This is a genomic window from Streptomyces sp. M41(2017) (genome assembly GCF_002078175.1).
GTDB lineage: Bacteria > Actinomycetota > Actinomycetes > Streptomycetales > Streptomycetaceae > Streptomyces.
Map to the genome: position 1 here is coordinate 311,392 of NZ_MWFK01000003.1, position 21,999 is coordinate 333,390.

The following is a 21,999-nucleotide window of genomic DNA, read 5'->3' on the forward strand; positions in this document are numbered from 1 at the left end:
GGCGAGGCCGTTCATTCCTCCCGCAGGAGGGTGCTCCGGAGCAGTTCGATCAGGTCGGCGGGGTCGGCGGCGGCCAGTTCGTCGAACGCTCCGGAGTGCCGGCCCAGCAGGATGCCGGTGACGGCCGCGGCGACCAACTCGGCGCGCAGACCGGGCCGTTCGGCTCCCTCATGGGTCAGGCGCTCCCGTAGCGGCTCGACGAGCCGTGCGTGCAGCGCCGAACGCGCGGCATCCTGGGCCGCCGGGTCGCTCAACGGCTGCACGGCGACCTGAAGCAGCGGGACGGGGCCTCGCCGGTCGGCCCGGTCGAAGACCTGGCGCAGCCGCTGCTCGTCGAAGAGGTCGGCCAGGGCCGCGTCGCCCTGTTCGGCGTTGAGCGCCGCGACGTACAGCAGTGTCTTGGAGCCGAAGTAGCGTGCGATGAGCGTCGGATCGACGCCCGCGCGCTCGCCGATGTCGCGGATGGTGGTGCGGTCGAAGCCCCGCTCGGCGAACAGTTCGCTCGCCGCCGTGAGCAGGAGTTCGCGGCTGCGGGCCGCGTCGCGGCGGCGTCCGGACGCCTCGGCGCTCATCCCTTGCCACCGGTGTCCTCGACGAGGCGCGCGCCGTCCGGTTCCGGGACGCCGTCCGCCGCGCGGGCCGGCCGGCCGATCCTGACCGGTGCGGAGGGGCCGCGCGTGCCCGGCCGGACCAGGACGTACGCGATCACGGCGGTGGCTGCCCAGACCGCGCAGCCGACGAGACCCGCGGTGCGGTAGCCGTTCTCCGGCGGGAGGTCGTGACCGGGGCTGGTGGCGGCCTGGAGGACGACGGCGCTCAGGGCGCTGCCTGCCGAGTATCCGATGTACTTCACCACCTGATTGAAACTCATGGCGCTGCCGGTCTCGTGGGCCGGGACGTTTCCTACGACGAGTCCCGGTGTGACGGCGAAGTTGACACCGACGCCGAGGCCGGCGACGGCCATGGTCACGAACACCTCCCACAGGGCGCCGTGGGCGAACACGAAGCTGAGGAGCGCCGCCAGGGAGAGCAGACAGCTGACGGGCAGCAGCCGGACCGGCGGCTGGGTACGGACCAGGAGGCGGACCACGCGTCCGGCCACCAGGCTGCCCGCCGAGAACGGCACCAGGATCAGACCGGTGACGACCACGGAGGCTCCGAAGCCGTAGCCGATGCTCGACGGTGTCTGGACGTAGCGCGTCACCAGCGAGATCAGCAGGTACATGCCGACGCCGCCCATCATGGTGGTCAGGTGCGCGGCGAAGACCGTACGGTCGCGCACCAGACGCAGGTCCACCAGGGGGTGTGTGACGCGCAGTTGGTGCATCGCCCAGCCGGCCAGCAGCAGCACGGACGCGGCGCCCAGCACCAGCAGCCGGGGTGAACCCCACCCCCAGCGCTCGGCCTGGGTGAGGGCGAACAGGAGGCCGCTCATGCCGAGCGTGAGGAGCAGTGCCCCGGTGACGTCCATCGGTCGTGCGGGGCGTCGCGGAGCCGTGGGGATGACGACGGCCGCCGCGATGAAGGCCAGCGTGGTGGCGATCACGGCGAACCAGAATCCCGCGTACATGCCGAGGCTCTCGGCCAGCAGGCCGGTGACGGGGTAGCCGATACCGACCCCGGCGGCCGTGGTCAGCGAGAGCGTCGCCAGCGCCGACCGGGCCCGCTCGGGCGGCAGGGAGTCGCGCGCGGTGGCGATGGCGAGGGGGACAAGACCGAGCCCCACGCCCTGCAGCGCGCGGCCCGTGATGAGACAGGCGAACCCGAGCGGCAGGGCCGCCAGCAGGCTCCCGACGAGCACGGTGGCGAGCCCGGTGAGGATCACGATCCTGCGGTGCGGTCCGTCTCCCAGTCGTCCCGTGGCCGGGGTGGCGACGGCGCCGACCAGCATCGTGACGGTGAGGGACCACTGGGCGTCGGCGACCGGGACGTGGTCGACGTCGGCGATGGTGGGGATCAGCGGAGCACCGAGGCTGCTGATGATCGCGACCAGCATGCCGAGGGACACCAGGACGGGGACGAGCGCCCGCTGCCGCCAGGGCGACAGGGCGGGGCCGGATATCGGATGCACGGGCAGTTCGTTCCTGTCGTCGGTCGTTGTCATCAGACGATGTCTTCAAGCGATGACATCGAGTGTCCCACCCGGTCGCCGCCGGCGGTACCTGGCCCCTTTCCGCCGTGGGCCCGGAGTGGCACGGCGAACGACTCCCCGACCCCACGACGCCCGGTTCCGCGAAGGCGTCGCGTCAGCCCATGGCGGGGTGCGGCTCGCCCGGGGCGTCCGCGCGGGCTGTTCCACCGCGCCGGAACACGTCCTTCAGGTAGAGCACCAGGGCGGCTCCGATCACCCAGAGGGGCAGGATCACCAGCGCCTGGGTCAGGCCGTCGTCCTGGAAGCGGGAGAGTCCCTCCATCGCGCGGACACCCACTCCGACGGGCAGGATCTCGGAGAGCGGGCGCAGCCAGGCGGGAAGGTACGCCGGCGGCATGATCCCCCCACTGGTGCTGTTCCCGAGGATCAGCATCAGGATCGAGGCGAGGCTGACGCCGGCGGGGCCGAAGAGGCGCAGCAGCACCATGGTCGTGGCGCCGACCGCCGCCCCCATCAGCGCGACCACCAGTGCCAGCGGCAGGAAGGGGCCGGGCAGCGCGCCGAATCCCGGAGCCCCCGCGACCGCCGTCACGACGACGCCGCCGACCACGCCGAAGAGGGCGAGGCTCGCCATGCGATGGCGGTACTCGAGCCGGGGGGCCAGTTGATACGTCGTCATGCCGAAGAGGTAGCCGGCCAGCACGAGCCCGAAGGCCGCGTAGAAGACGGAGAGGCCGCGGGTGTCCCCCGGCGCCGCCGGGACGACGTCCTCGACGGAGAGTGCGTGGTGCTCGGCCCGCGCCGCGGGACCGAAGGCGGCGGTCACGGTGCCGGTGACGGCTGCTCCGTTGGCGCTTCCGTACAGCAGCTTCCCCTGGCCGAGATAGGCCGCGTACACGGTTCGGTCCTGGACGGCACGGCGGGCGGCCTGCGCGTCGGGGAAGGTTTCGAGAGCGAACCCGCCGGGGACGGCGTGTGCCAGATCGTCGCGCAACTGCTCCTGCCGGGAGCCGATCTCCGTCGTCCCGACGTGCAGGTCGTGGGGGCGGGGCGCGTGGAAGGCGGCGAGGTACACACTCACGAAGACGGTGCCGATGAGCAGGACGACCGCCACGGGGAGCAGCACCGCCCGTGCCGCGCCGGAGCGTGGAGGCGCGTGGGCCACGTCGAGAGCGTGCTTGTGCGGTTGCCGGGTGGAGAGGTGCTGGGCCATCGAAGGTGATCCTAGATTGGAAGGCAGCTGATAATATCTGCACAGCATAATCAGTTGCCTTCCAATGAGGTACGCCGCGTGAACCGTCCCGACGAGAACCCCGACCGGCGCACGGGCTATGTGGCCTGGCAGATCGGCCAGATCATGGCGTCCAGGATCGAGCGCACGCTGCGCCCGTTCCAGCTGACGCTGGCGCAGAACAACGCCATGACACAGGCGATCCTCGATCCGGGTGTGTCCAGCGCGACCGCGGCCCGCCGTGCCGCGATCACCCCGCAGTCCATGGGCACCGCGGTCAACGGCCTGGTCGAGCGGGGTCTGCTGGAGCGCCGGACCACCCCGGGCGACCGGCGCACGCACCGCCTGCACATCACGGCGGCCGGCCGCCGGCTTCACGGGGAAGCCCTGAAGGCGGTCGACGCGACCCACGCCGAGGCGCTGCAGGCGCTCACGCCGGCGGAGCAGGACCACGCTCACGCCCTGCTGCTGAAACTGCTGGCCTCGCTCAATCCCGCAGCCGTGGACGACGACAGCACGCCCTGACATCGCTCGCGGGACGACCGGGCGGCGACGGGGCCCGGGCACGCGCGGGCACCGGACCGATCTTGCCGTGCGCCGGCTGAAGAGGCCGGTCCCGTGTCCCCGGAAATAGAATCGCCGTAGCGCGGAGATCGCGCCGATCGCACAGCAGGCATGGGCCACACCGGCCGTCCATCGTGCAGGAGGTCCGCAATGGCGACACTGCTGTCCGTCAACGTGGGGATGCCGAAAGACGTCGCGTGGCAGGGGCGGACCGTCCACACCGGAGTGTGGAAGGCCCCCGTGCAGGGCCCACGGCTGGTGCGGCGACTGAACATCGAGGGGGACGGCCAGGGTGACCTCGCCGGTCATGGCGGCGAGATGCGGGCCGTGCTGGTCTACCAGCTGCAGTCCTACCAGTACTGGCAGAAACAGCTCGGGCGCGACGACCTGACGTTCGGGAACTTCGGAGAGAACTTCACGGTCGACGGCCTGCCCGACGACGACGTCTGCATCGGCGACCGCTACCGCATCGGGGACGCCGAATTCGAGGTGACCCAGCCCCGCGTCACCTGCTACCGCGTCGGCATGCGCCTCGGCGAACCCACCATGCCGTCACTCCTGGTCGCCCACCATCGCCCCGGCTTCTACCTTCGCGTCCTCACCGAGGGACACGTCCAGGCGGGCGACGACATCACGCTGATCAGCAGGGGCCCGGAGCGGCTCAGCGTCGCCGACACCGACGCGCTCCTCTACCTCCCCGACCGCGACGCAGACCAGTTGCGCAGGGCGCTGAACGTCCCCGCCCTCAGCCCCGGATGGCAGCAGTCCTTCCGCGAGCTCTCGGGTGCCTCGTCACCGCAGGGGCAGGACCCGGGGTGGCCGGGCTTCAAGCTCATGCGCGTCGCCCGGATCGCCCACGAGACCCCCACGGTGTCGTCGATCTACCTGAACACCACCGACGGCACTCCCCTGCCCAGAGCCCGGGCGGGCCAGTACCTGTCCATCCGCCTCGGCATCGACGGCGCCGCCCCGGTGGTGCGCAGTTACTCCCTGTCCTCGGCGCCGGACGCGGACGCCTACCGCATCAGCGTGAAACACGAACCCCGCGGACAGGTCAGCACCTACCTCAACGCCGGTCTGCGCCCCGAGGACCTCGTGGAGATCGCCAGCCCGCGCGGGACGTTCGTGCTCGACGAGGGCTCCGGGCCGATCGTCCTCGCCTCGGCGGGAATCGGTGCCACCCCCGTGGTGGCCATGCTGCACCAACTGGCCGCGGCACGAGACGCCCGTCCGGTCTGGTGGATCCACGTCGCGCACGACCGTGCCCATCACGCCTTCGCCGACGAGACGCACGCGCTCCTGGCGCAGCTGCCCACCGCCCAGGAATACGTCTACTACACGGCCGACGACGAACCGACCTCGCCCGCGGACGAGGCCTACGTCCGGCGGGGACGCCCGACCGCCGAGTCTCTCGCGGCCATGGGCATCCCCGCCGACGCCGATGCCTACCTGTGCGGACCGACGGCCTTCATGGACGCCTTCGGCGCAACGCTCCGGGATCACGGTCTGCGGCCCGAGCGGATCCACACCGAGGAGTTCAGCACGCTCGCGGCCATCAATCCGGGCATCACGTCCGCGCCGACGGTCGAGCCCCACCAGCCTTCCGGCCCGAAGGGCACCGGCCCGCTCGTCGCCTTCGCCCGCAGCGGCATCAGTGTCCCCTGGTCGCAGGCCCGGGCATCGCTCCTCGAACTCGCCGAGGCCTGCGACGTCAGCACCCGCTGGTCCTGCCGTACCGGCGTCTGCCACACCTGCGTCACCCCGCTCATCTCGGGGGACGTCACGTACACCACTCCGCCCCTCGAACTCCCCGAGGCGGGCTCGGTCCTGATCTGCTGCAGCGAACCGGCCGACGAGATCGTTCTCGATCTCTAGGACGTGCGGCGAGGACGACAAGGGAATCGCCCGCCCGTGAGAGGACGCATCACCGGCCCCTACGCGGCCAACGTCTCGTCCGCCTGCGTGGCGCCGCCCGCGCGGTCGGCGCCGTAGCGCTCCAGCAGGGCATCGGCCGTACGCAGGGCCTGCTCGGCCGTCCGGGCCCCCGTCATCACGCACAGCGTGTACGTGGCGTCGTCGAGCGCGCGGCTGGTACGGCCGGTGGGGCGCACGTCGTGTTCGATGCGCACCTCGGCAAACCGGGCCAGCACGGCGCGCAGTTCCCTCTCCGCCGGAAGGATCATGGTTCTCCCTCTCCCCCTGAACAGCTCGTGAGGCGGCCGACCGCCGTCACGAGAACCAGGCCACATGTAGGGCGTCCGACACCGCATCTGGCACGGAGTGTCATCACGCAGCTCTTCAAGTGCCCGGCTCCGAGAGGTCTACGCCACCGCTTTCGGCCAAGAGTTTCGAGCCGTGCCCGGGGGCAGGGGGCACCCTGGTGCCCTTAACGGCTCGCCGCGTCGGCGAAGTCGGGGAGTTCCGTGGAGAGCAGTTCTTCGGCACCCCCGTCGAGGAGCTCCTGCATCCGGTGGGAGCGAGGCAGCATGGTCGCCTCGTAGGCGTGGATCGCCTCCTCGATGGTGCTGTTCCTCGCGAGGGCGAGCGCCAGTTCGCAGGCGTCCAGCATGGCGAGGTTGACTCCGACACCGAGCGGCGGCATGTGGTGGGCGGCGTCGCCGAGCAGGGTGACCGTCGGGTCGTGGTCCCAGGTGTGGGGGACGGGCAGGGCGAGGATCGGGCGGTCGACGTAGAGGCCGTCGTTGTCGGTGAGCAGGCGACGCAGTCGGGGAGACCAGTCGCGGAAGCGGTCCAGGAGGAGCGCGCGGATGCCGTCCGTGTCCTGGATGGTCAGACCCGCACCCGTGAGCCAGTCGGCGGGCACGCGCTGGATGACGTAGACGCGGATGTGGTCGCCGCCGTTGCGCTGGGCGAACAGGCCACGGTCGCCGTCGGCCGCGGCGGCGCCGCCCTGGCCGACGAGTTCGGCGATGTCGGCGTGCCGGTTCTCGACGTCGTGGAACCACGCCTCGAGGAAGCTGACACCGCTGTACCGGGGGACGGCCGGGGAGAGGGCGCGGCGCACCTTGGACCAGGCACCGTCGGCGCCGATGACGAGGTCGGCCTCGATCGTCGTGCCGTCGGCGAAGCGCAGCCGGCGGGGGCCGTCCGCCGGACCCTCGACGGACCGCAGGGTATGGCCCCACCGCACGGTGCCGGGCTGGAGGGAGTCGAGGAGGAGGTCGCGCAACCGGCCGCGGTCGATCTCCGGTTTGAAGCGGTCGCCCGCTTCGGGGGTATGGTGGAAGAGGACCCTCGCGTCCGCGTCCAGCTGACGCATCTCCTGGCCCTCGGGGCGGGACAGCCGGAAGAACTCGTCCAGGAGGCCGGCCTCGCGCAGGGCGACCTGGCCGTTGTCCTCGTGCAGGTCGAGCGTTCCGCCCTGGTCCCGGGCCTCGGGTCCGCTCTCATGGTCGAAGACGGTGGCTGAGATGCCGTGCCGCTGAAGAATCCGGGCGCAGGTCAGGCCGCCGGGACCGGCGCCGACGATGGCTATGCGGGGAGTCGGGGTGGTGTTCATGATCATGCTCCGTTCGTCTCACCCGGGGGAGGTCTCGCCGGGCGGGCTGGACAGTGACGTCCCTCCGGACGGGCCGGCGAGGGATGAGGATGCGGAGCGCGTCGGACAGCGGGCCGCGACCCCAGAAGAGCACACCGACTCACTAAGTGCAACCGTTTCACTTTTGAAGTCGGTCCACCTAAGGGTAGGGTGGAGACATGCCGGAGACAGAGACCTCCCCCACCGCCGCCGCCCCGATCGGGCGCCGCGAGCGCAAGAAGGCCGCCACCCGTCAGGCCATCGCCGACGCCGCCCTGCGCCTCTTCCTCGCACGCGGATACGACGACGTCGGCATCCGCGAGATCGCCGATGCCGCCGACGTGTCCACCACGACGCTGTTCAAGCACTTCCCGGTCAAGGAGGCGCTGGTCTTCGACGAGGAAGCCGACCAGGAGACGCGGCTCCTCTCCGCCGTACGCGATCGCCCCGCCGGCCAGTCCATCCCGGCGGCCCTGTGCGAGCACGCGCTACGCCTCCGCCTGGCCACGTCGGACGGCGACGCCGAGTTCACCGCGTTCCTCGGCCTCGTCGACAGCACGCCGGCCCTGCGCGACTACGTCCAGTCCATGTGGTTGCGTCACGCCGACGCCCTGGCCCGGGTCGTGGCGGAGGAGCGCGGCCTGCCCGTCGGTGACCCCGCCTGCGTCGCCCTGGCCCACTTCGCGCTCGAAGCCCCCCGCACGGCCCACGGCCGGGACAACCCCCGCGAGGCCATCAGGCGCGCGTTCGCCCTGCTGGAGAACGGCTGGACGGCCCTCGACTCCGGCGGCCACCAGTAGGCACCGTTTCCAGTCTTCTGCCTCTGGGGTCAGCCCAGTTGGGACAGACCCTTCCGCAGATCCTCCGCGTCCATGACGGGGGCGAGTTCGAGCCGCGCGCCGAGGTTCATGAAGAACGGCTCGGCGATCAACGGTATTTCACTGGTGTCCTGCATGTCGAAGACCATGAAACAGGCCCGGTTGCCGTCGATGGTGGTGAAGTAGGTCGCCTCCGGCTTGAGGTGCTCCATCGTCTCCCGCATCAGCTCCGCGAGCTTGCCGCTGCTGATCAGCTCGTTGGCCTTCTCCGTGTCCATGGTCGCCCTGAGCATGACGCGCATCGCACTCACCTTCTCGCCTGGTCGACACACGCGTAGGCACATCAACGTGCACTTTTAGGCTATGCCGCTCATCACTTGCGCGCCCTTCGGCACCCAGGCACCTGTCGCACGGCGACGATCACGCACGGCGGATCACCACAACTCCTGCCCTGAAGGAGCGCGTTGACGTGGCCGGCATCCCGCCGCCTCAGGGCCTGACCATGCGGTCCTGTTCCACCAGGGGCGCGCCGTCGTGCCACGGCAGCACCTTGCCGAAGCGGATCAGTTCGCCGTACAGAGAGGGATCCACCGGCTCGGCGAAGACCAGGCCGAGCAGGGCTCCAGCCGCCCGGGCGGGCGACTGCGCCTGGCTGTAGTCGCTGAACCAGGGGCGCGAGGTCGCCGTGTCGACCATGCCGGGGCACACGGCGGCGATCAGGACCCCGGCCGCGAGGTCGCGCTCCCGGCGCTCGGCGGCGACACCGCGCACGGCCGCGACCTGGGCAACCTTCGAGGGCACGTTCAGCCAGACCGGCCAGCCGGCCTCCTGGGCGGTCCCGGCGTGGACGGCGCTGCGCCAGGACTCGACGGCGTACTCGACCTGGTCGAGACTCGCGCCGTCGAACAGGGGGTGCAGCCGCGGATCGAGGTGGCCGAGTGTGCCCAGGCTGCTGGCCACCACGAGCATCCTGCCGCCCGGACGCAGGAGGGGGGCGAAGGAGCGCAGGATCGCGTGCGTGGCGATGTTGGAGACGTCGATGAACTCGTCGGCGCGTTCGGCCTGGGACTCCTCGGGCAGGACGCGGGCGACCGCGTTGGACAGCACGATGTCGACCCCGCCGTGCCGGGCCCGGAGCTCTTCGGCGAGGCGGACGACGGCGTCGGTCTCCGTTACGTCCAGGATCCGGCCCTCCACGCGGGCGCGGGTACCGGGAAGCTCCGCGACCTCGCGGGCGGCGTCCGCCACCCGCCGGCCGTCGCGGCCGGTGAGCAGGACCAGGTCGCCGGGGCTCATGCGGGCGGCCAGTCCTTCGACGAGGGCGCGGCCGAGTCCTTGGTTGGCGCCCGTGACGAGGGCGATGCGAGAAGCGTTCATGCCTCCACGCTAGAAACCCGCGCTCCATGCGTCCAACGAGAGTTGAGCATGGCTAGTATGCGTGAACGTCATGGACTTCACGGATGTGTCACTCACCGCGCTGCGGGTCTTCCGCGCGGTGGCCGAGCAGGGCACCTTCACCTCGGCCGCCGCGTCGCTGGGCTACACCCAGTCGGCCGTGTCCCGGCAGATCGCCGCGATCGAGCGGGCCGCCGACGCCGAATTGCTGGAGCGGCGGCGCGACGGCGTGCGGCTCACCGCCGCGGGCCGGATCGTCATGCGCCGCGCGACCGTCGTGCTCGACGAGATCGAGGCGACCGCCAGGGAGTTGTCCGGTCTGCCCGGGCAGTCGGGGACGGTCCGCCTGGGGTGGCTCCCGAGCGCCGGAGCCGTACTGCTGCCGCTGGCGCTGACCGCGCTGCGGACGACGGATCCCGGGCTGCGTGTGGTCGGCAGGGAAGGCACGACTCCCTCCCTCGTCCGGGCTGTGCGGGCCGGCAGCCTGGATCTGGCCCTGCTCGCCTCCGCCCCGCCGTTCCGGCCGCCGGACGCCGAATCGCCGCCGCTCGCGGTGCAGACCCTCACCGAGCGCCCCCTGTGTCTGGCGGTTCCCGCCACACACCCGCTCGCCCGGGCCGACGCCGTAGACGTGGCCGACCTGCGCGGTCAGCGATGGATCGCCGGCACCTCCGCGGGAGAGGACCGGCTCCTCGGCGTCTGGCCGGGCCTGGACGAGCGGCCGGAGATCGCCCACACGGCGCGCGACTGGCTCGCCAAGCTGCAGCTCGTGGCCGCCGGCGTCGGCCTGACGACCGTGCCCGCCACCCTCTCCTCCGCCGCTCCGCCGGGAGTCCGTGTGCTCCCCGTGCGGGGAGGGCCCCAGGAGACGCGGCGCCTGTTCCTGGCCCGTCTCCCCCACCCGCCGGCCGACCCGGTCGTCCGGGTGGCGGCCGCCCTGCGCGATGCGGCCCTGGAGGCCGACGCGCCCGCGCCGTCACTGCCGCCTTCGTGAGCACGTCACACGGCCTGCGCTGCGCTCCCGTCAGAGGCAGCGCGGCCGTGAGAGCCGCCCGTCAGTGATGCCGGCGCCCGCCCCGGTTCTCGAACTCCCGCCGTACCCCGGCGCCGTCGTCCACGACCAGTCCGGCACTGTCCGGTATCTGGAGCACCCCGGCGCAGTGCTCGCACAGCATGGGACCGCTCGCGGACGGGATCGCGGGCCTGCTCCCGCACGCCCTGCAGACGCCCGTCCCCCGGCCGTCGTCGGTCTCTCGTACATCCATCACTGCGCTCCCTCCGCGTGGGCGACGCGGCGGCTCCGCTCGCCCGCAGGCCGAGTTCCCAGAAGGGCCGGGACTACCCACGTCGGGCATGCTGAGAGGGAGGACCGTGAGTCCCCGTCGCCGTGCGGCCCCCGTCCGGCCATCCGCCGCGAAGGCGGGAGTGACGTGCGGCTTTCTGGGAACCACACACGGCGTGTACCGAACGCGGATCCGCACGGATCACGCAGGACCGGGCCGAGAGGTGACCATGGACGAGGCTCAGAGATCCCTTCTGGACGGATTGACGATCGACGCGAGCAGTCCAGAACAGCCCGTCCTCCTGGACCAGGCGGGCCGGCCGCTCGCGACGTGGCGGGAGAACTACCCCTACGACCGCCGGGTCCGGCGCAAGGAATACGACCGGCAGAAACGCATCCTGCAGATCGAGCTCCTCAAGCTGCAGCGCTGGGCCAAGGACACCGGCGCCCGCGTCATCGTCGTCTGCGAGGGGCGGGACGCGGCGGGCAAAGGGGGAACGATCCAGCGCTTCACCGAACGCCTCAACCCTCGCAGCGCACGCATCGTCGCCCTGGACAAGCCCACCGAACGAGAAGCCGGGCAGTGGTACTTCCAGCGCTACGCCGCGCATCTGCCGGCACCGGGTGAGCTCGTCTTCTTCGACCGCTCCTGGTACAACCGCGCCGGGGTCGAGCGCGTCATGGGCTACTGCACGAACGACCAGTACGACCTCTTCCTGCGGCAGTGTCCCGCCTTCGAGGAGATGCTCGTCGAGGACGGGATCACCCTGGTGAAGTTCTGGTTCTCCGTCTCGCGCGCCGAGCAGCGCACCCGATTCGCCATCCGTCAGGTGGACCCCGTCCGGCAGTGGAAGCTCTCTCCCACCGACCTCGACTCCCTGGACCGCTGGGACGAGTACACCCTCGCGAAGATCGAGATGTTCCGCGCCACGGACACCGAGCACGCTCCGTGGACCGTCGTGAAGAGCAACGACAAGCGCCGAGCCCGTCTGGAGTCCATGCGCAGCCTTCTCGCCCGCATCGACTACACCAACAAGGACGCCGAGGCGGTGGGAACGCCGGATCCGCTCGTCATCGGCCCGGCCGACACCCTCCTCGAACCCGGCGAGGAGGACCGCACGCTCTCCCCGACGCCCCTGGCCCGTCACGCCGACGGACCGGGGCACCACCCGGCGGCGGACCGACGGGCGTGAGCCGCGGGGGACGACTCACGCGCCGACCGACCGGACCCGTTCCCGCGCCGTCCTCAGCGCCAACGGTGTCGCCGCCGCCCAGGCCTGCGGGGAGCAGCTGTGCGGATAGGGGACGGGACGCGGGGTGGTGGTGCGGTCGTAGCCCGCGATGACCTCGGGGAGGCGATGGCCGTGGTGGGCGGCCGCGGCGACGAGGCCGTCGGTCACGGTGTCGAGCTCGCGGGCCAGGCCGTGGCGTGCCAGGCCCAGGGCGATCACGGCGTTGTCGTGCGGCCAGGCACTGCCGCGGTGATACGAGAGCGGGTGGTAGGGCTTCTGGTCCGCGGCGAGCGTACGGATCGCCCAGCCGGAGAAGAAGTCGGGCTCCAACAGCCTTCGGCCGACGCGCTGAGCGTGGGTGGTGTCGAGGATGCCCGACCACAGGAGGTGTCCGGCGTCCGACGCCAGGGCGTCGGCCTGGCGGCCGTGGCCGTCGAGCGCGAGGGCCGGGAAGTCCGCCTCGGGCATCCAGAAGTCCGTGTGGAACCGGTCGCGCAGCTCGGCGGCGGTCTTGTCGAGGCGCTCCGCGAGAGACGCGTCGTTCCATACGTCGCGGGCGAGCAGGGCCGTTCGCAGCAGCGCGTCGTACGCGTAGCCCTGGGCTTCGCAGACGGCGACGGGGCCCTCCGCCTGGGTGCCGTCGGCGAAGCAGACGGCACCTTCGGAGTCCTTCCAGTTCTGGTTGACCAGGCCGCCGGGGTCCGGCTGGTAGACCAGGTACCCGTGGGTGTCCAGGCCGCCGTCGGTGTGCATCCACTCCACCGCACGGCGGGCGTGGTTCTCCAGCCGGCGGGCGAGTGAGGCGTCGCCGGTCGCCTCGTAGTGGGCGTGCAGGAGGACCAGGAAGAGCGGGGTGGCGTCCACCGCTCCGTAGTAGCGGCCGTACGGGACCTGGCGGAAGTGCGCGAGTTCTCCGTGGCGGGTCTCGTGGACGATGCGGCCGGGCTGTTCGCCGCTGAAGGCGTCGTGACGGCGGCCCTGCGTGGCGGCGAGGGCGCTGAGGGTCGCGGCGGCCGTGTCCGGGCGGTACGGCAGCAGGAAGTACGAGGTGAGCAGGGAGTCACGGCCGAAGAGGGTGAGGAACCAGGGGATGCCCGCCGCGGGGACATGGACCGTTTCGCCGTCGAGGCCGGTGGCGGAGATGGTCAGCAGGTCGATGTCGGCGAGCCCGCGCGCGCAGGCGCGCGCCAGATCGTCGGTCGCCGGGGCGGCCCCGGTCCGGGACGCGGAGGCGGTCGAGTGCCGTGGTGCCGCGGGTGGTTGGGGTGCCGTGCCGTGGGGATGGGCGCGCACGGTGAGGTGGAGTTCGGCCTGTCCGTGCGCTTCGAGGGGCAGGTTCCAGCGCAGGACCTTGGCGGTGGAGGGGCCCTCGCCCTGCTCGGCTTGAGTGGCGTCCGGCGCGGGACGGCAGGTGAGCGCGGTGTGCGACTGCCAGTCGGCTCGCCGGTAGCTGAACAGCACGCCCGTGTCCGTGGCGGCGGAATGGCGTTCGGCGTCGGGCTTCGGGTAGCGCCGGTCGTCGGCACGCAGCTCGAAGAGGTCGGCGAAGTCGGCGTCCACGACGAGTTCCAGGAGCGCCGTCACCGCTTCGGGGCGGTTGCTGACCAGCCGTACGTGTTCGGTGAACACGCCTGCGGAGACGCTCTGTTGACGGAACACGGTGTACGCGGCGGGTTGGTCCCGGGTGCCGGGCGGGGTGAGGACGCACGCTGCCGTGGCGTCGTCCTGGACCTCGGCGGGCACCAGGATGCCGGGGGCGTTGCCGTCGACGGTGAGCTGCCAGCGGCTGAGGTGGCGGGCGTCGCGCAGGAACAGGCCGTCGGGCAGGGTGCCGCGAGTCGCGTTGATGCCGCCGTCGGCGTCGAGGTGGGCGAAGGTGGCGTCGCGTACGAGCTGTACGGGGTGGCCGGCCGTGGTCACGGTCGGGGCTCCTTGAGGTCGGCGTCGTCGGCGCACAGAAGGTCGAGGGTGAGGGCGGCGGTCCACGAGAAGTGGCGGGCGCCGCGGGCCTCGCCGCTGAGCGGGTCGACGTATTCGGCGAATCCGGTGCGTCCGGCGTCCGCGAGGAATCCCTGGCGCAGCCGTGCGGCGTCGCCGTGCAGTCCGTGGGTACGCAGTCCTCGCTCGATGAGCCAGGCGGTGTTGAACCAGGCCGGACCGCGCCAGTAGCGGTGCGGGGCGAAGGCGTGGCCGGTGAGGTCGTAGCTGGGGACCAGCCGGGTGGCCGGCGAGGTGAAGTGCGGACCGTGGAGTGCTCGGCTCAGTCGCCGGACGATCTCGGGTGGCAGCCCGGGGATGATCAGCGGGACGAGTCCGGTGATGCTCCGCTCGTCGACCAGGCTCCTGTCGCCGAGGTCACGGACCCGGAAGACGCCCGTACCGGCGTCCCACAGGTTGTCGACGAGGTGCCGGGTGAGGCGATCCGCCCGTTCCCGGTGCGGTTCGCCTGGCAGGCCCAGCTCGCGGGCGATCTCGGCGAGGGCGAGTTCGCTGACGACGAGGAGCGCGTTGAAGGCCGGGTCCTCGACGGCGAAGCGGTGCTCGGCGGCGCGGTCGTCGTATCCGGCGTCGCGGTAGTCGGTGGCCAGCCTGACGTAGCGGCCGTAGTCGAGGTCGGTGGGACGGTCTGCGGGCTGGCCGTGGTCGAGGTCCGCACGCCGGAAGCTGTCGGGTGGCGTGGGTTCGACGCGGGCGAGGGCGCGGTCCCAGGTGGGGCTGTTGTCCATACCCGGCTCCCAGGGGTGGACCACAGACACCAGTCCGTCGCCGCCGAGGTCGCGGCGGGTGAGCAGGTAGTCGTGCCAGCCGACGAGGCGGGGGTGGACCCGGGAGAGGAAGCCGCGGCGCCGGGATTCGGCCGGGTCCGCGCTGTGCACGAGCCACGCCGCCAGGGCGTGGACCGGTGGCTGGACGATCCCGGAGGTCTCCCGGGTCGCGGGGGCTCCGGCGGTGGCTCCGGCGTGGGAGGAACGCCAGAAGTCGGGGCTGGGGAAGTACGCGTCGGCGGGCACTGCGTCATTGAAGACGATGTGCGGGACACGGCCGTCGGCCCACTGGGCGGCGAGCAGGGACTCCAGTTCCTGCTGGGCCCTGCGCGCGGACAGGTGGCGCAGCCCGATCGCGATGAAGGCGGAGTCCCAGCTCCACTGGTGCGGATAGAGGGTCTGGGAGGGGACGGTGGAGGTGCCGGTCCAGTTGTCGAGGAGGACCCGCGCCGCGCCGCGCCGCAGGGTCAGGGCTGCGGCTGCGGCGGGCGCGGGCCGGTCCAGCAGGGTGTTCACGCGCCGGACCTCTGGAGGAAGGCGGGAACGGAGCGGACGGCCTCGAGGGGGTCGCCGGTGAGGCGGCATTCGGCGGCGAGGTAGCCGTCGTAGCCGATGGTGTGCAGGGCGCCGAGCCAGGCGGGCCAGTCGAGGTGGCCGGCGCCGGGCTGGAAGCGGTTGGAGTCGGAGACCTGGGCGTGCCCGATCCACTCGGCGTGGGCGAGGATCGCGGCGGCGGGGTCCGCTTCCTCGATGTTCATGTGATAGCTGTCGATGCCGATCTTCACGGAGTCGAGGCCCGTCGCGCGGATCAGGTCGGCGGCCTGTTCCAGGCGGTTGACCATGTGGTCCTCGTACCGGTTGAGCGGTTCCAGGAAGAGGGTGACGCCCTCCTTGCGGGCGTGTTCTCCCAGTTCGGTCAGCCCGGTCAGGAGTACCTCCCGGTCCTGCTCCTCGGTGCGCGGCGGTTCGAAGGGAGGGAGCCTGCGGGAGAACATGCCGTAGGAGGCGGGGGTCTGCGCGCCGAGGCCACCGATCTCGGCGATCACGGTGAGCTGGGACTTCATCTGGGCGATGGCGTCGCGGCGCACGTCCTCGTCGAAGGCTCCGAAGAAGTGGAGCATCTCGACGCACACCGTCGGCATGACGACCCCGTCCTTGCGGGCCCGCTTCAGTTCGTCGAGGCGGGAGGCGAAGTGGAAGTCGCCCTTGGCGCGCAGTTCGACGGCGTCGTAGCCGGCCTGCTGGGCGAACTCCCATTTGGCCTGCAGGGTGTCTCCGGGCAGGAGCTGTTCCTGGGCGGCGGTCTTGAGCATGGGGAAGGGCCTTTCAGAATTCCAGGACGACCTGCAGCGCCTCGGCAGGACGCTCGTCGAGCAGGACGTACGCGTCGGCGGCGTCGGCGGCGGGGATGACGTGGCTGACCAGGGAGGCGACGTCGACCTGATCCTCGGCCACGAGGCGGAGGAAGGTCCGCTGGAGGCGTTCCACGCTCCAGCGTCCCGCCAACTGCGGTGGGACGCCGCCGATCTGGGAGCAGATGAGCTGCACGCGGTTGTGGTGGAACTCGTCGCCGAGGCGCAGTCCGACGCCGTCGCCCTGGTAGAAGCCGGAGGCGACGACACGGCCGCCGACGGTGACCGAGCGCAGCGCCTCGTGCAGGGCGGGGTAGACGCCGCTGATCTCGATGGCGAGGTCGGCGCCGGAACCCGCGGTGGCCTCGCGGATGCGCTCGGCGACATTGTCGGTGCGGGCGTTGAGCGTGTGGTGCGCGCCGTATGCCTTCGCGGTCTCCAGGCGTCCGTCGAGGGCGTCGACCGCGGTGACGCGGGCGCCGTTGAGCTGGGCGAGGCGGGTGGCGAGGAGGCCGATGACGCCCTGGCCGAAGACGGCGACGTCCTCGCCGAGGTGGATGTCGCCGGCCAGGACGGCGTTGTAGGCGATGGCCCCCACGCGGGCGAAGGCGCCGGCCAGGGTGTCCAGCCCGGCCGGGAGCGTGTGGCCGATCATGCGCTCGACGGGGACGATTCCCTCGCTGCGGTGTCCCCAGATGCCCCACACGAGGTCGCCGGGGCGCGGCAGACCGGGTGTGCCGGTGAGTTCGGGCGAGATCTCGACGACCTCTCCGACCTCCGAGTAGCCCCAGCCGGCCACCGGGTATTCGATGCCGGCCGCTCCGTCGCGGAACAGCCGGGCCTCGGGGTCCCAGGTGCGGGTCAGGTACGGGTTGGTGCCGCGGTAGGCGGTGAGCTCGGTGCCGGCGGAGATGCCCGAGTAGCGGGTGCGGACTCTCAGATGTCCGGGCGGGAGGTCGGCGCGAGACTGCTCGACCACCTCCACCTGACGTGGGCCGGTGAACTGAACGACGCGTTCCACGGATGACTCCGGAAGGTTGCGGTGGCGGGTTGAGATGACAATATCCGGAACTTATGTCTTGTCAACAAGCAAAACTAATGCTGAGATGCGTGCTCAGTAGACGTAAGTGGAACGAGGACACGCAATGCTCAGCAAGCACCTGCGGTCGAAGGTGACCGCGGTCGGCGTCACGTCAACCCTGGGGCTCGGGCTGCTCACCGGCTGTTCCGGAAGCACCGGGCCCGGCGCACCGGACCGGGAGATCACGGTCTGGTCCCAGGAGAACCTCCCCGACCGCGTCGCCGCGACGCAGAAGATCGTCAGCGGGTTCGAGAAGCGGACCGGGATCAAGGTCCACCTCGTCGGCGTCGACGAGGGTCAGATGCCCCAGCTCATCATGGCGGCGGCCGCCTCCGGAAAACTGCCCGACGTCATCGGTGCGGCACCCATGGGCCAGGTCTGGCAGATGTACACCAACGGCCTGCTGAACACCGACATCCCGAAGAAGATCGTCAGCGAGCTCGGGCAGCGGACGTTCAACACCAACGCCCTGGATCTGACCTCCGACGGCGCCACGCGCCTCGGCGTCCCGTCCGACGCCTGGCTCCAGCTGATGGTCTACCGCAAGGACCAGTTCGACGAGAAACACCTGCCCGCACCCGACACCTACGACCGCACCCTCAAAGCCGCTCAGGCCCTCACCGGCAAGGGCCACGACGGCATGTCCGCGGCCACCGACCCCTCCGACGTCTTCACGTCCCAGAGCTTCGAGAGCGTCGCCCTGGCCAACGACTGCCAACTCGTCGACGACCAGCACGAGATCGCCCTCGCCTCACCCCAGTGCGAGAAGGCCTTCGCCACCTACGACCGTCTCGCCCGCACCTACGGAGCCCCCGGCACCCAGACCGTCGACTCCACCCGAGCCACCTACTTCGCCGGGCGCTCCTCCATGGTGATCTGGTCCTCCTTCCTGCTCGACGAGCTGGCCGGACTCCGCAAGGACGCCCTGCCCAGCTGTCCCCGGTGCAAGAAGGACCCCGGGTATCTCGCCCGCAACAGCGGGATCGTCACCGCGCTGAAGGGGCCCGACGCCACCGAGGCCGCCCAGTTCGGCGAGGTCACCTCCTGGGTCACCACCAAGACCGCGGAGACCGCCGCCTCCCGCGAGTTCATCGAGTACATGATGGGCTCCGGCTACGAGTCCTGGTTCGGCATGTCGCCCGAGGGCAAGATCCCCGTCCGGCACGGCACCGCCGAGCAGCCGAACCGCTACATCGACGCCTGGCGGCACAGTGACATCGGTGTCGACACCCGCAAACCGTTCGACCAGGTCTACCCCGCGAGCCTGCTCAACCAACTCGCCGCCGGGGTCAGCAACATGCGCCGCTGGGGGATCTCCCAGGGCGAAGGAGCCCTCGTCGGCGCCACCAACGGCGAACTGCCCGTACCCAAGGCCATCGGCGAGATGACCGGCGGACAGACCTCACCCAGCGAGGCGGCCCGCGAGGCCGACGACGAAGTCGCCGCCCTCAAGAAGTCCCTTCAGTAGCCGCCCGCCTGCACGTAACGAAGGTCTCCCCATGACTACAGCCCCCTCCGACGCACAGCAGCGCCGGAATCCCGACACGCGGCCGACGCCGCAGCCCGCCGCGCCCGGGCGCCGCCCCATGACCGCGAGCCGCCGCACCAACCGGGCGGGCCTCGCGTTCGTCTCGCCCACCTTCCTCGTCGTCCTCGTCGTGGTCGTCCTGCCCATCCTGTGGACCGTCCTCCTGGCCTTCCAGCACGCCAAGTTGGTCGACATCCAGGGCATGGGCCTCTTCGGCCGCTGGACCCTCGACAACTTCACCCAGGTCTTCGACTCCGCCGGCTTCTGGTCGAGCCTCACGACCACCCTCATCTACACCGTCGGCGCCACGTTCGGCTCCATCCTGCTCGGGCTGGTCGCCGCCCTCGCCCTGCGCACCCCCTTCCGCGGACGCGGACTCCTGCGCGCCGCGATGCTGCTGCCCTACTGCGCCCCCGTCGTCGCCGTCGCCTTCGTCTGGGAGGTGGCCCTCAGCCCGCAGTACGGCATCGTCAACGACTGGGGCCGGCGCCTGTTCGGCTGGGACGACCCCATCGCGTTCCTGTCCACTCGTTCCTACGAAGTCCACCTGCTGGGCGTCCACTTCGACATCCCGCTCGCGCTGCTGACCGTCATCGCCTTCGAGTGCTGGCGCTACTTCCCCTTCGCGTTCCTGTTCATCCTCGCCCGCCTCCAGGCGATCCCCGACAGCCTCGAGGAAGCGGCCAAGGTCGACGGAGCCACTCCCACGCAGCGCTTCCGTCACGTCCTGCTGCCGCAGCTGATGCCCGTGATCGCCCTGCTCTGCGTCCTGCGGTTCATCCTCACCTTCAACAAGTTCGACGACGTCTACCTGCTGACCGGCGGCGGCGCGGGCACGGACGTCGCTGGGGTGCGCGTCTACGACTTCCTCACCGCCCGCTACGACGTGGGAGCCGCGGCCGCCCAGGCACTCGTCCTGGCCGCCGCCCTGGTGATCCTGCTCGGCTTCTACTTCAAGTTCTTCGGCAACAAGGTCCAGGAGGAATCGTGACCCCCAAGGCCACCCTGACCAGGGCCCAGTTCGAGGAGAAGTTCTTCGGCGTCCTGCGCTGGTTCGTCATCGCGTTCCTCGTGGTGATCACCGTGCTGCCCTTCTACTACATGCTGATGCTGTCGGTGAAGCCCATCGACGCCCTGCTGCTCGACCCGGGCTCCCTGTGGGTCCCGGCCAAGGACTTCACGCTGTCGACCTACCACGACGTGCTCAGGTCCACCGACGACGGAGGCCAGGGCTTCCTCAAGTTCCTGCTCAACTCCGCGCTGGTGTCCCTGGCGACGGTCGTCCTCACCCTGCTCGCCGCCGTCCCCGGCGCCTACGCCGTCAGCCGCCTGAAGTTCTTCGGCCACCGGCAGGTGAGCGCCCTCTTCCTCGCCGTCTATCTCTTCCCGTCCACCCTGCTGGCCGTTCCGCTGTTCGTCGTCTTCGCCAAGATGGGACTGTCCTCCAGCCTGATCGGCCTGGCCATCGTCTACGTCGCGCAGACCGTGCCGGTGTCCATCTACATGCTGAAGAACTACCTCGTCACCATCCCGTACTCCATCGAGGAGGCGGCCGCCCTGGACGGCTGCAGCCGGCTCCAGACCGTCCGCAAGGTGATCCTGCCGCTGGCCCTGCCCTCGCTGATGGCGACCGGGCTGTACGTCTTCATGATCGCCTGGAACGAGTTCCTCTTCGCGCTGCTGTTCCTGGCCGCCGCCCCCGACCAGTGGACCGTCTCCCTCGGACTGGCCCAGCTGTCCAACGGAATCGAAGTCCCCAAGACCGTACTCATGGCCGGTTCCGTGGTGTTGACCATTCCCGTGGTACTTCTGTTCTTCGCCGCCGAGCGCCTCCTCACCGAAGGCCTCACCAGCGGCGCCGACAAGAGCTGAGTCATGGGGGACTTCACGATGACGCCGAACCAGGTCAGCGCGGGCGAGTTGCTCCAGCTCATCCGCGGCGGCCGCGCCAACACCCGCGCCGACCTGCAGCGCGCCACCGGCCTGTCCCGCTCCACCATCGGCCAACGCCTCGACCTGCTCAACCGGGCGGGCTGGCTGCGACACAGCACCGGTACCTCCACCGGCGGCCGGCCCTCCCACCAGATCGTCTTCGATCCCACGCACGCCTCGGTCATCGCCGTGGACCTGGAGACCCGGCACGCCCGCGCCGCCGTCCTGGACCTCGCGGGCACGATCCTCGCCGAACACACCGGGCCCCTGGACATCACCGACGGGCCCGACGAGGTGCTGGACCAGCTGTCCTCGTGGTTCCCCGACCTGATCGCCGCCGCCGGCACCGAGGCCACCCACATCTGCGGAATCGGGCTCTCCGTCCCGGGCCCGGTCGACTGGGAGACGGGCCGGGTGGTCGAGCCGCCGATCATGCCGGGCTGGGACCAGTACCCCATCCGCGAACGGCTCCAGAAGGCCTACGCGCAGCACGTCGGCGTCAGTGCGGAGGACGGGCCCGTCCCCGTCTTCGTCGACAACGACGCCAACCTCATGGCCCTCGCCGAACACCAGGCCAACCACCAGGACTGCTCGGCCTTCGTCCTCATCAAGGCGTCCACGGGCATCGGCGCCGGCGTCGTCATCGGCAACCAGGTCTTCCGGGGTGTCGACGGAGGCGCCGGCGACATCGGCCACATCCGCCTGCACGACCGGCCGGACGCGCTGTGCATGTGCGGTTCCTACGGCTGTCTCGCGGCCGTCGCCAGCGGCCGCGCTCTCGCCCGCGACCTCACCGACCTCGGCCTCCACCCCACCTCCGGCTCGGACGTCCGGCGTCTTCTCGCCGAGGGGCAGCCCGACGCGATCCGGCTGGCCCGGGACGCGGGACGCCGGGCCGGCGAGGTCCTGGTGACCGTCGTCGCCCTCCTCAACCCCGGAGTCCTCATGCTCGCCGGCGACCTCTCCGGCGTCCCCTTCATGACCGGGGTGCGTGAACTCCTCTACCAGCGCGCCATGCCCCGCACGACCGCGAACCTCCAGGTCGTCACCTCCCGGCTGGGCGATCACGCGGGCCTCATCGGCGCCGCTTCGATGGTCGTCGAGATCCTCTACTCCCCCGCCCGCGCCGACACCCGCCTCGCCCGCCTCACCCTGTGACGGCGGGCCGCACCGACCGAAGGAAAGAACG

Annotated in this window: 21 protein-coding genes; 9 read left to right on the plus strand and 12 right to left on the minus strand. The window is 71.0% G+C overall.

From position 1 onward, the window contains the following. Positions 1-11 precede the first annotated feature (11 nt). The 3 genes from B0675_RS38065 to B0675_RS38075 form a co-directional block, all read right to left on the minus strand. Positions 12-572 carry a TetR family transcriptional regulator gene (locus B0675_RS38065; RefSeq protein WP_081224341.1) on the minus strand — a complete coding sequence of 187 codons (561 nt, stop codon included), beginning with the start codon at positions 570-572 and terminating at the stop codon, positions 12-14. Next, on the minus strand, positions 569-2,104 hold the full coding sequence (locus tag B0675_RS38070; protein ID WP_081224342.1) for an MFS transporter: 1,536 nt from the start codon (positions 2,102-2,104) through the stop codon (positions 569-571). Before B0675_RS38070 ends, B0675_RS38065 begins: the two co-directional genes overlap by 4 nt. Before the next feature lie 142 nt (positions 2,105-2,246). Continuing rightward, positions 2,247-3,305, minus strand: coding sequence for an ABC transporter permease (locus B0675_RS38075; RefSeq protein ID WP_081224343.1), 1,059 nt, complete (start codon positions 3,303-3,305; stop codon positions 2,247-2,249). 78 nt (positions 3,306-3,383) lie between these two features. On the opposite strand from B0675_RS38075, the gene B0675_RS38080 reads away from it, so the two are divergent. Next, complete coding sequence (locus B0675_RS38080; protein WP_241540172.1) at positions 3,384-3,848, plus strand: MarR family transcriptional regulator; 465 nt, start codon at positions 3,384-3,386, stop codon at positions 3,846-3,848. A 189-nt stretch (positions 3,849-4,037) separates the two neighbouring features. Continuing rightward, positions 4,038-5,762, plus strand: coding sequence for an MOSC and FAD-binding oxidoreductase domain-containing protein (locus B0675_RS38085; protein WP_081224344.1), 1,725 nt, complete (start codon positions 4,038-4,040; stop codon positions 5,760-5,762). 59 nt (positions 5,763-5,821) lie between these two features. Here B0675_RS38085 and B0675_RS38090 read toward each other — a convergent pair whose 3' ends face one another. Both B0675_RS38090 and B0675_RS38095 read right to left on the minus strand, forming a co-directional pair. After that, a complete protein-coding gene (locus B0675_RS38090) occupies positions 5,822-6,070 on the minus strand; it encodes a DUF5133 domain-containing protein (RefSeq protein ID WP_081224345.1) in 249 nt (82 codons plus the stop codon). Between the two features lie 203 nt (positions 6,071-6,273). Beyond that, on the minus strand, positions 6,274-7,407 hold the full coding sequence (locus B0675_RS38095) for an NAD(P)/FAD-dependent oxidoreductase (RefSeq protein ID WP_081224592.1): 1,134 nt from the start codon (positions 7,405-7,407) through the stop codon (positions 6,274-6,276). A gap of 197 nt (positions 7,408-7,604) precedes the next feature. Between B0675_RS38095 and B0675_RS38100 the strand changes: the two genes are divergently transcribed. Next, on the plus strand, positions 7,605-8,225 hold the full coding sequence (locus tag B0675_RS38100) for a TetR/AcrR family transcriptional regulator (RefSeq protein WP_081224346.1): 621 nt from the start codon (positions 7,605-7,607) through the stop codon (positions 8,223-8,225). 29 nt (positions 8,226-8,254) lie between these two features. Here the strand turns inward: B0675_RS38100 and B0675_RS38105 are convergent, their stop codons facing one another. Both B0675_RS38105 and B0675_RS38110 read right to left on the minus strand, forming a co-directional pair. Continuing rightward, positions 8,255-8,545 (minus strand): DUF3303 family protein, encoded by a 291-nt coding sequence (locus B0675_RS38105; protein WP_081224347.1) that lies wholly within the window; start codon positions 8,543-8,545, stop codon positions 8,255-8,257. A 187-nt stretch (positions 8,546-8,732) separates the two neighbouring features. Further along, positions 8,733-9,620 carry an SDR family NAD(P)-dependent oxidoreductase gene (locus B0675_RS38110; protein WP_081224348.1) on the minus strand — a complete coding sequence of 296 codons (888 nt, stop codon included), beginning with the start codon at positions 9,618-9,620 and terminating at the stop codon, positions 8,733-8,735. 70 nt (positions 9,621-9,690) lie between these two features. On the opposite strand from B0675_RS38110, the gene B0675_RS38115 reads away from it, so the two are divergent. Continuing rightward, positions 9,691-10,632 carry a LysR family transcriptional regulator gene (locus B0675_RS38115; protein ID WP_179165553.1) on the plus strand — a complete coding sequence of 314 codons (942 nt, stop codon included), beginning with the start codon at positions 9,691-9,693 and terminating at the stop codon, positions 10,630-10,632. 61 nt (positions 10,633-10,693) lie between these two features. Here the strand turns inward: B0675_RS38115 and B0675_RS38120 are convergent, their stop codons facing one another. Continuing rightward, positions 10,694-10,903 (minus strand): hypothetical protein, encoded by a 210-nt coding sequence (locus tag B0675_RS38120; protein ID WP_081224350.1) that lies wholly within the window; start codon positions 10,901-10,903, stop codon positions 10,694-10,696. 247 nt (positions 10,904-11,150) lie between these two features. Between B0675_RS38120 and ppk2 the strand changes: the two genes are divergently transcribed. Next, positions 11,151-12,113, plus strand: coding sequence for a polyphosphate kinase 2 (gene ppk2, locus B0675_RS38125; protein ID WP_081224593.1), 963 nt, complete (start codon positions 11,151-11,153; stop codon positions 12,111-12,113). 15 nt (positions 12,114-12,128) lie between these two features. Here the strand turns inward: ppk2 and B0675_RS38130 are convergent, their stop codons facing one another. The 4 genes from B0675_RS38130 to B0675_RS38145 are packed head-to-tail and all read right to left on the minus strand — an operon-like array spanning position 12,129 to position 17,290. Further along, a complete protein-coding gene (locus B0675_RS38130; RefSeq protein WP_081224351.1) occupies positions 12,129-14,072 on the minus strand; it encodes a glycogen debranching N-terminal domain-containing protein in 1,944 nt (647 codons plus the stop codon). Beyond that, a complete protein-coding gene (locus B0675_RS38135; RefSeq protein WP_081224352.1) occupies positions 14,069-15,433 on the minus strand; it encodes a hypothetical protein in 1,365 nt (454 codons plus the stop codon). The genes B0675_RS38130 and B0675_RS38135 overlap by 4 nt, the downstream gene beginning before the upstream one ends. Continuing rightward, positions 15,430-16,230 (minus strand): sugar phosphate isomerase/epimerase family protein, encoded by an 801-nt coding sequence (locus B0675_RS38140; RefSeq protein ID WP_081224353.1) that lies wholly within the window; start codon positions 16,228-16,230, stop codon positions 15,430-15,432. Before B0675_RS38140 ends, B0675_RS38135 begins: the two co-directional genes overlap by 4 nt. A 13-nt stretch (positions 16,231-16,243) precedes the next feature. Continuing rightward, the gene (locus B0675_RS38145) at positions 16,244-17,290 is read right to left on the minus strand and encodes a zinc-binding alcohol dehydrogenase (RefSeq protein ID WP_081224354.1); all 1,047 of its coding nucleotides are present in this window, start codon (positions 17,288-17,290) and stop codon (positions 16,244-16,246) included. A gap of 124 nt (positions 17,291-17,414) precedes the next feature. Between B0675_RS38145 and B0675_RS38150 the strand changes: the two genes are divergently transcribed. From B0675_RS38150 to B0675_RS38165, 4 genes are read left to right on the plus strand one after another with little or no spacing between them, the layout of a single operon-like run. Further along, the gene (locus B0675_RS38150) at positions 17,415-18,818 is read left to right on the plus strand and encodes an extracellular solute-binding protein (RefSeq protein WP_081224355.1); all 1,404 of its coding nucleotides are present in this window, start codon (positions 17,415-17,417) and stop codon (positions 18,816-18,818) included. 31 nt (positions 18,819-18,849) lie between these two features. Continuing rightward, a complete protein-coding gene (locus tag B0675_RS38155) occupies positions 18,850-19,869 on the plus strand; it encodes a sugar ABC transporter permease (RefSeq protein ID WP_081224356.1) in 1,020 nt (339 codons plus the stop codon). Beyond that, a complete protein-coding gene (locus B0675_RS38160; RefSeq protein ID WP_081224357.1) occupies positions 19,866-20,750 on the plus strand; it encodes a carbohydrate ABC transporter permease in 885 nt (294 codons plus the stop codon). Before B0675_RS38155 ends, B0675_RS38160 begins: the two co-directional genes overlap by 4 nt. A gap of 3 nt (positions 20,751-20,753) precedes the next feature. Further along, positions 20,754-21,968 carry an ROK family protein gene (locus B0675_RS38165; RefSeq protein ID WP_081224358.1) on the plus strand — a complete coding sequence of 405 codons (1,215 nt, stop codon included), beginning with the start codon at positions 20,754-20,756 and terminating at the stop codon, positions 21,966-21,968. Positions 21,969-21,999: the final 31 nt, after the last annotated feature.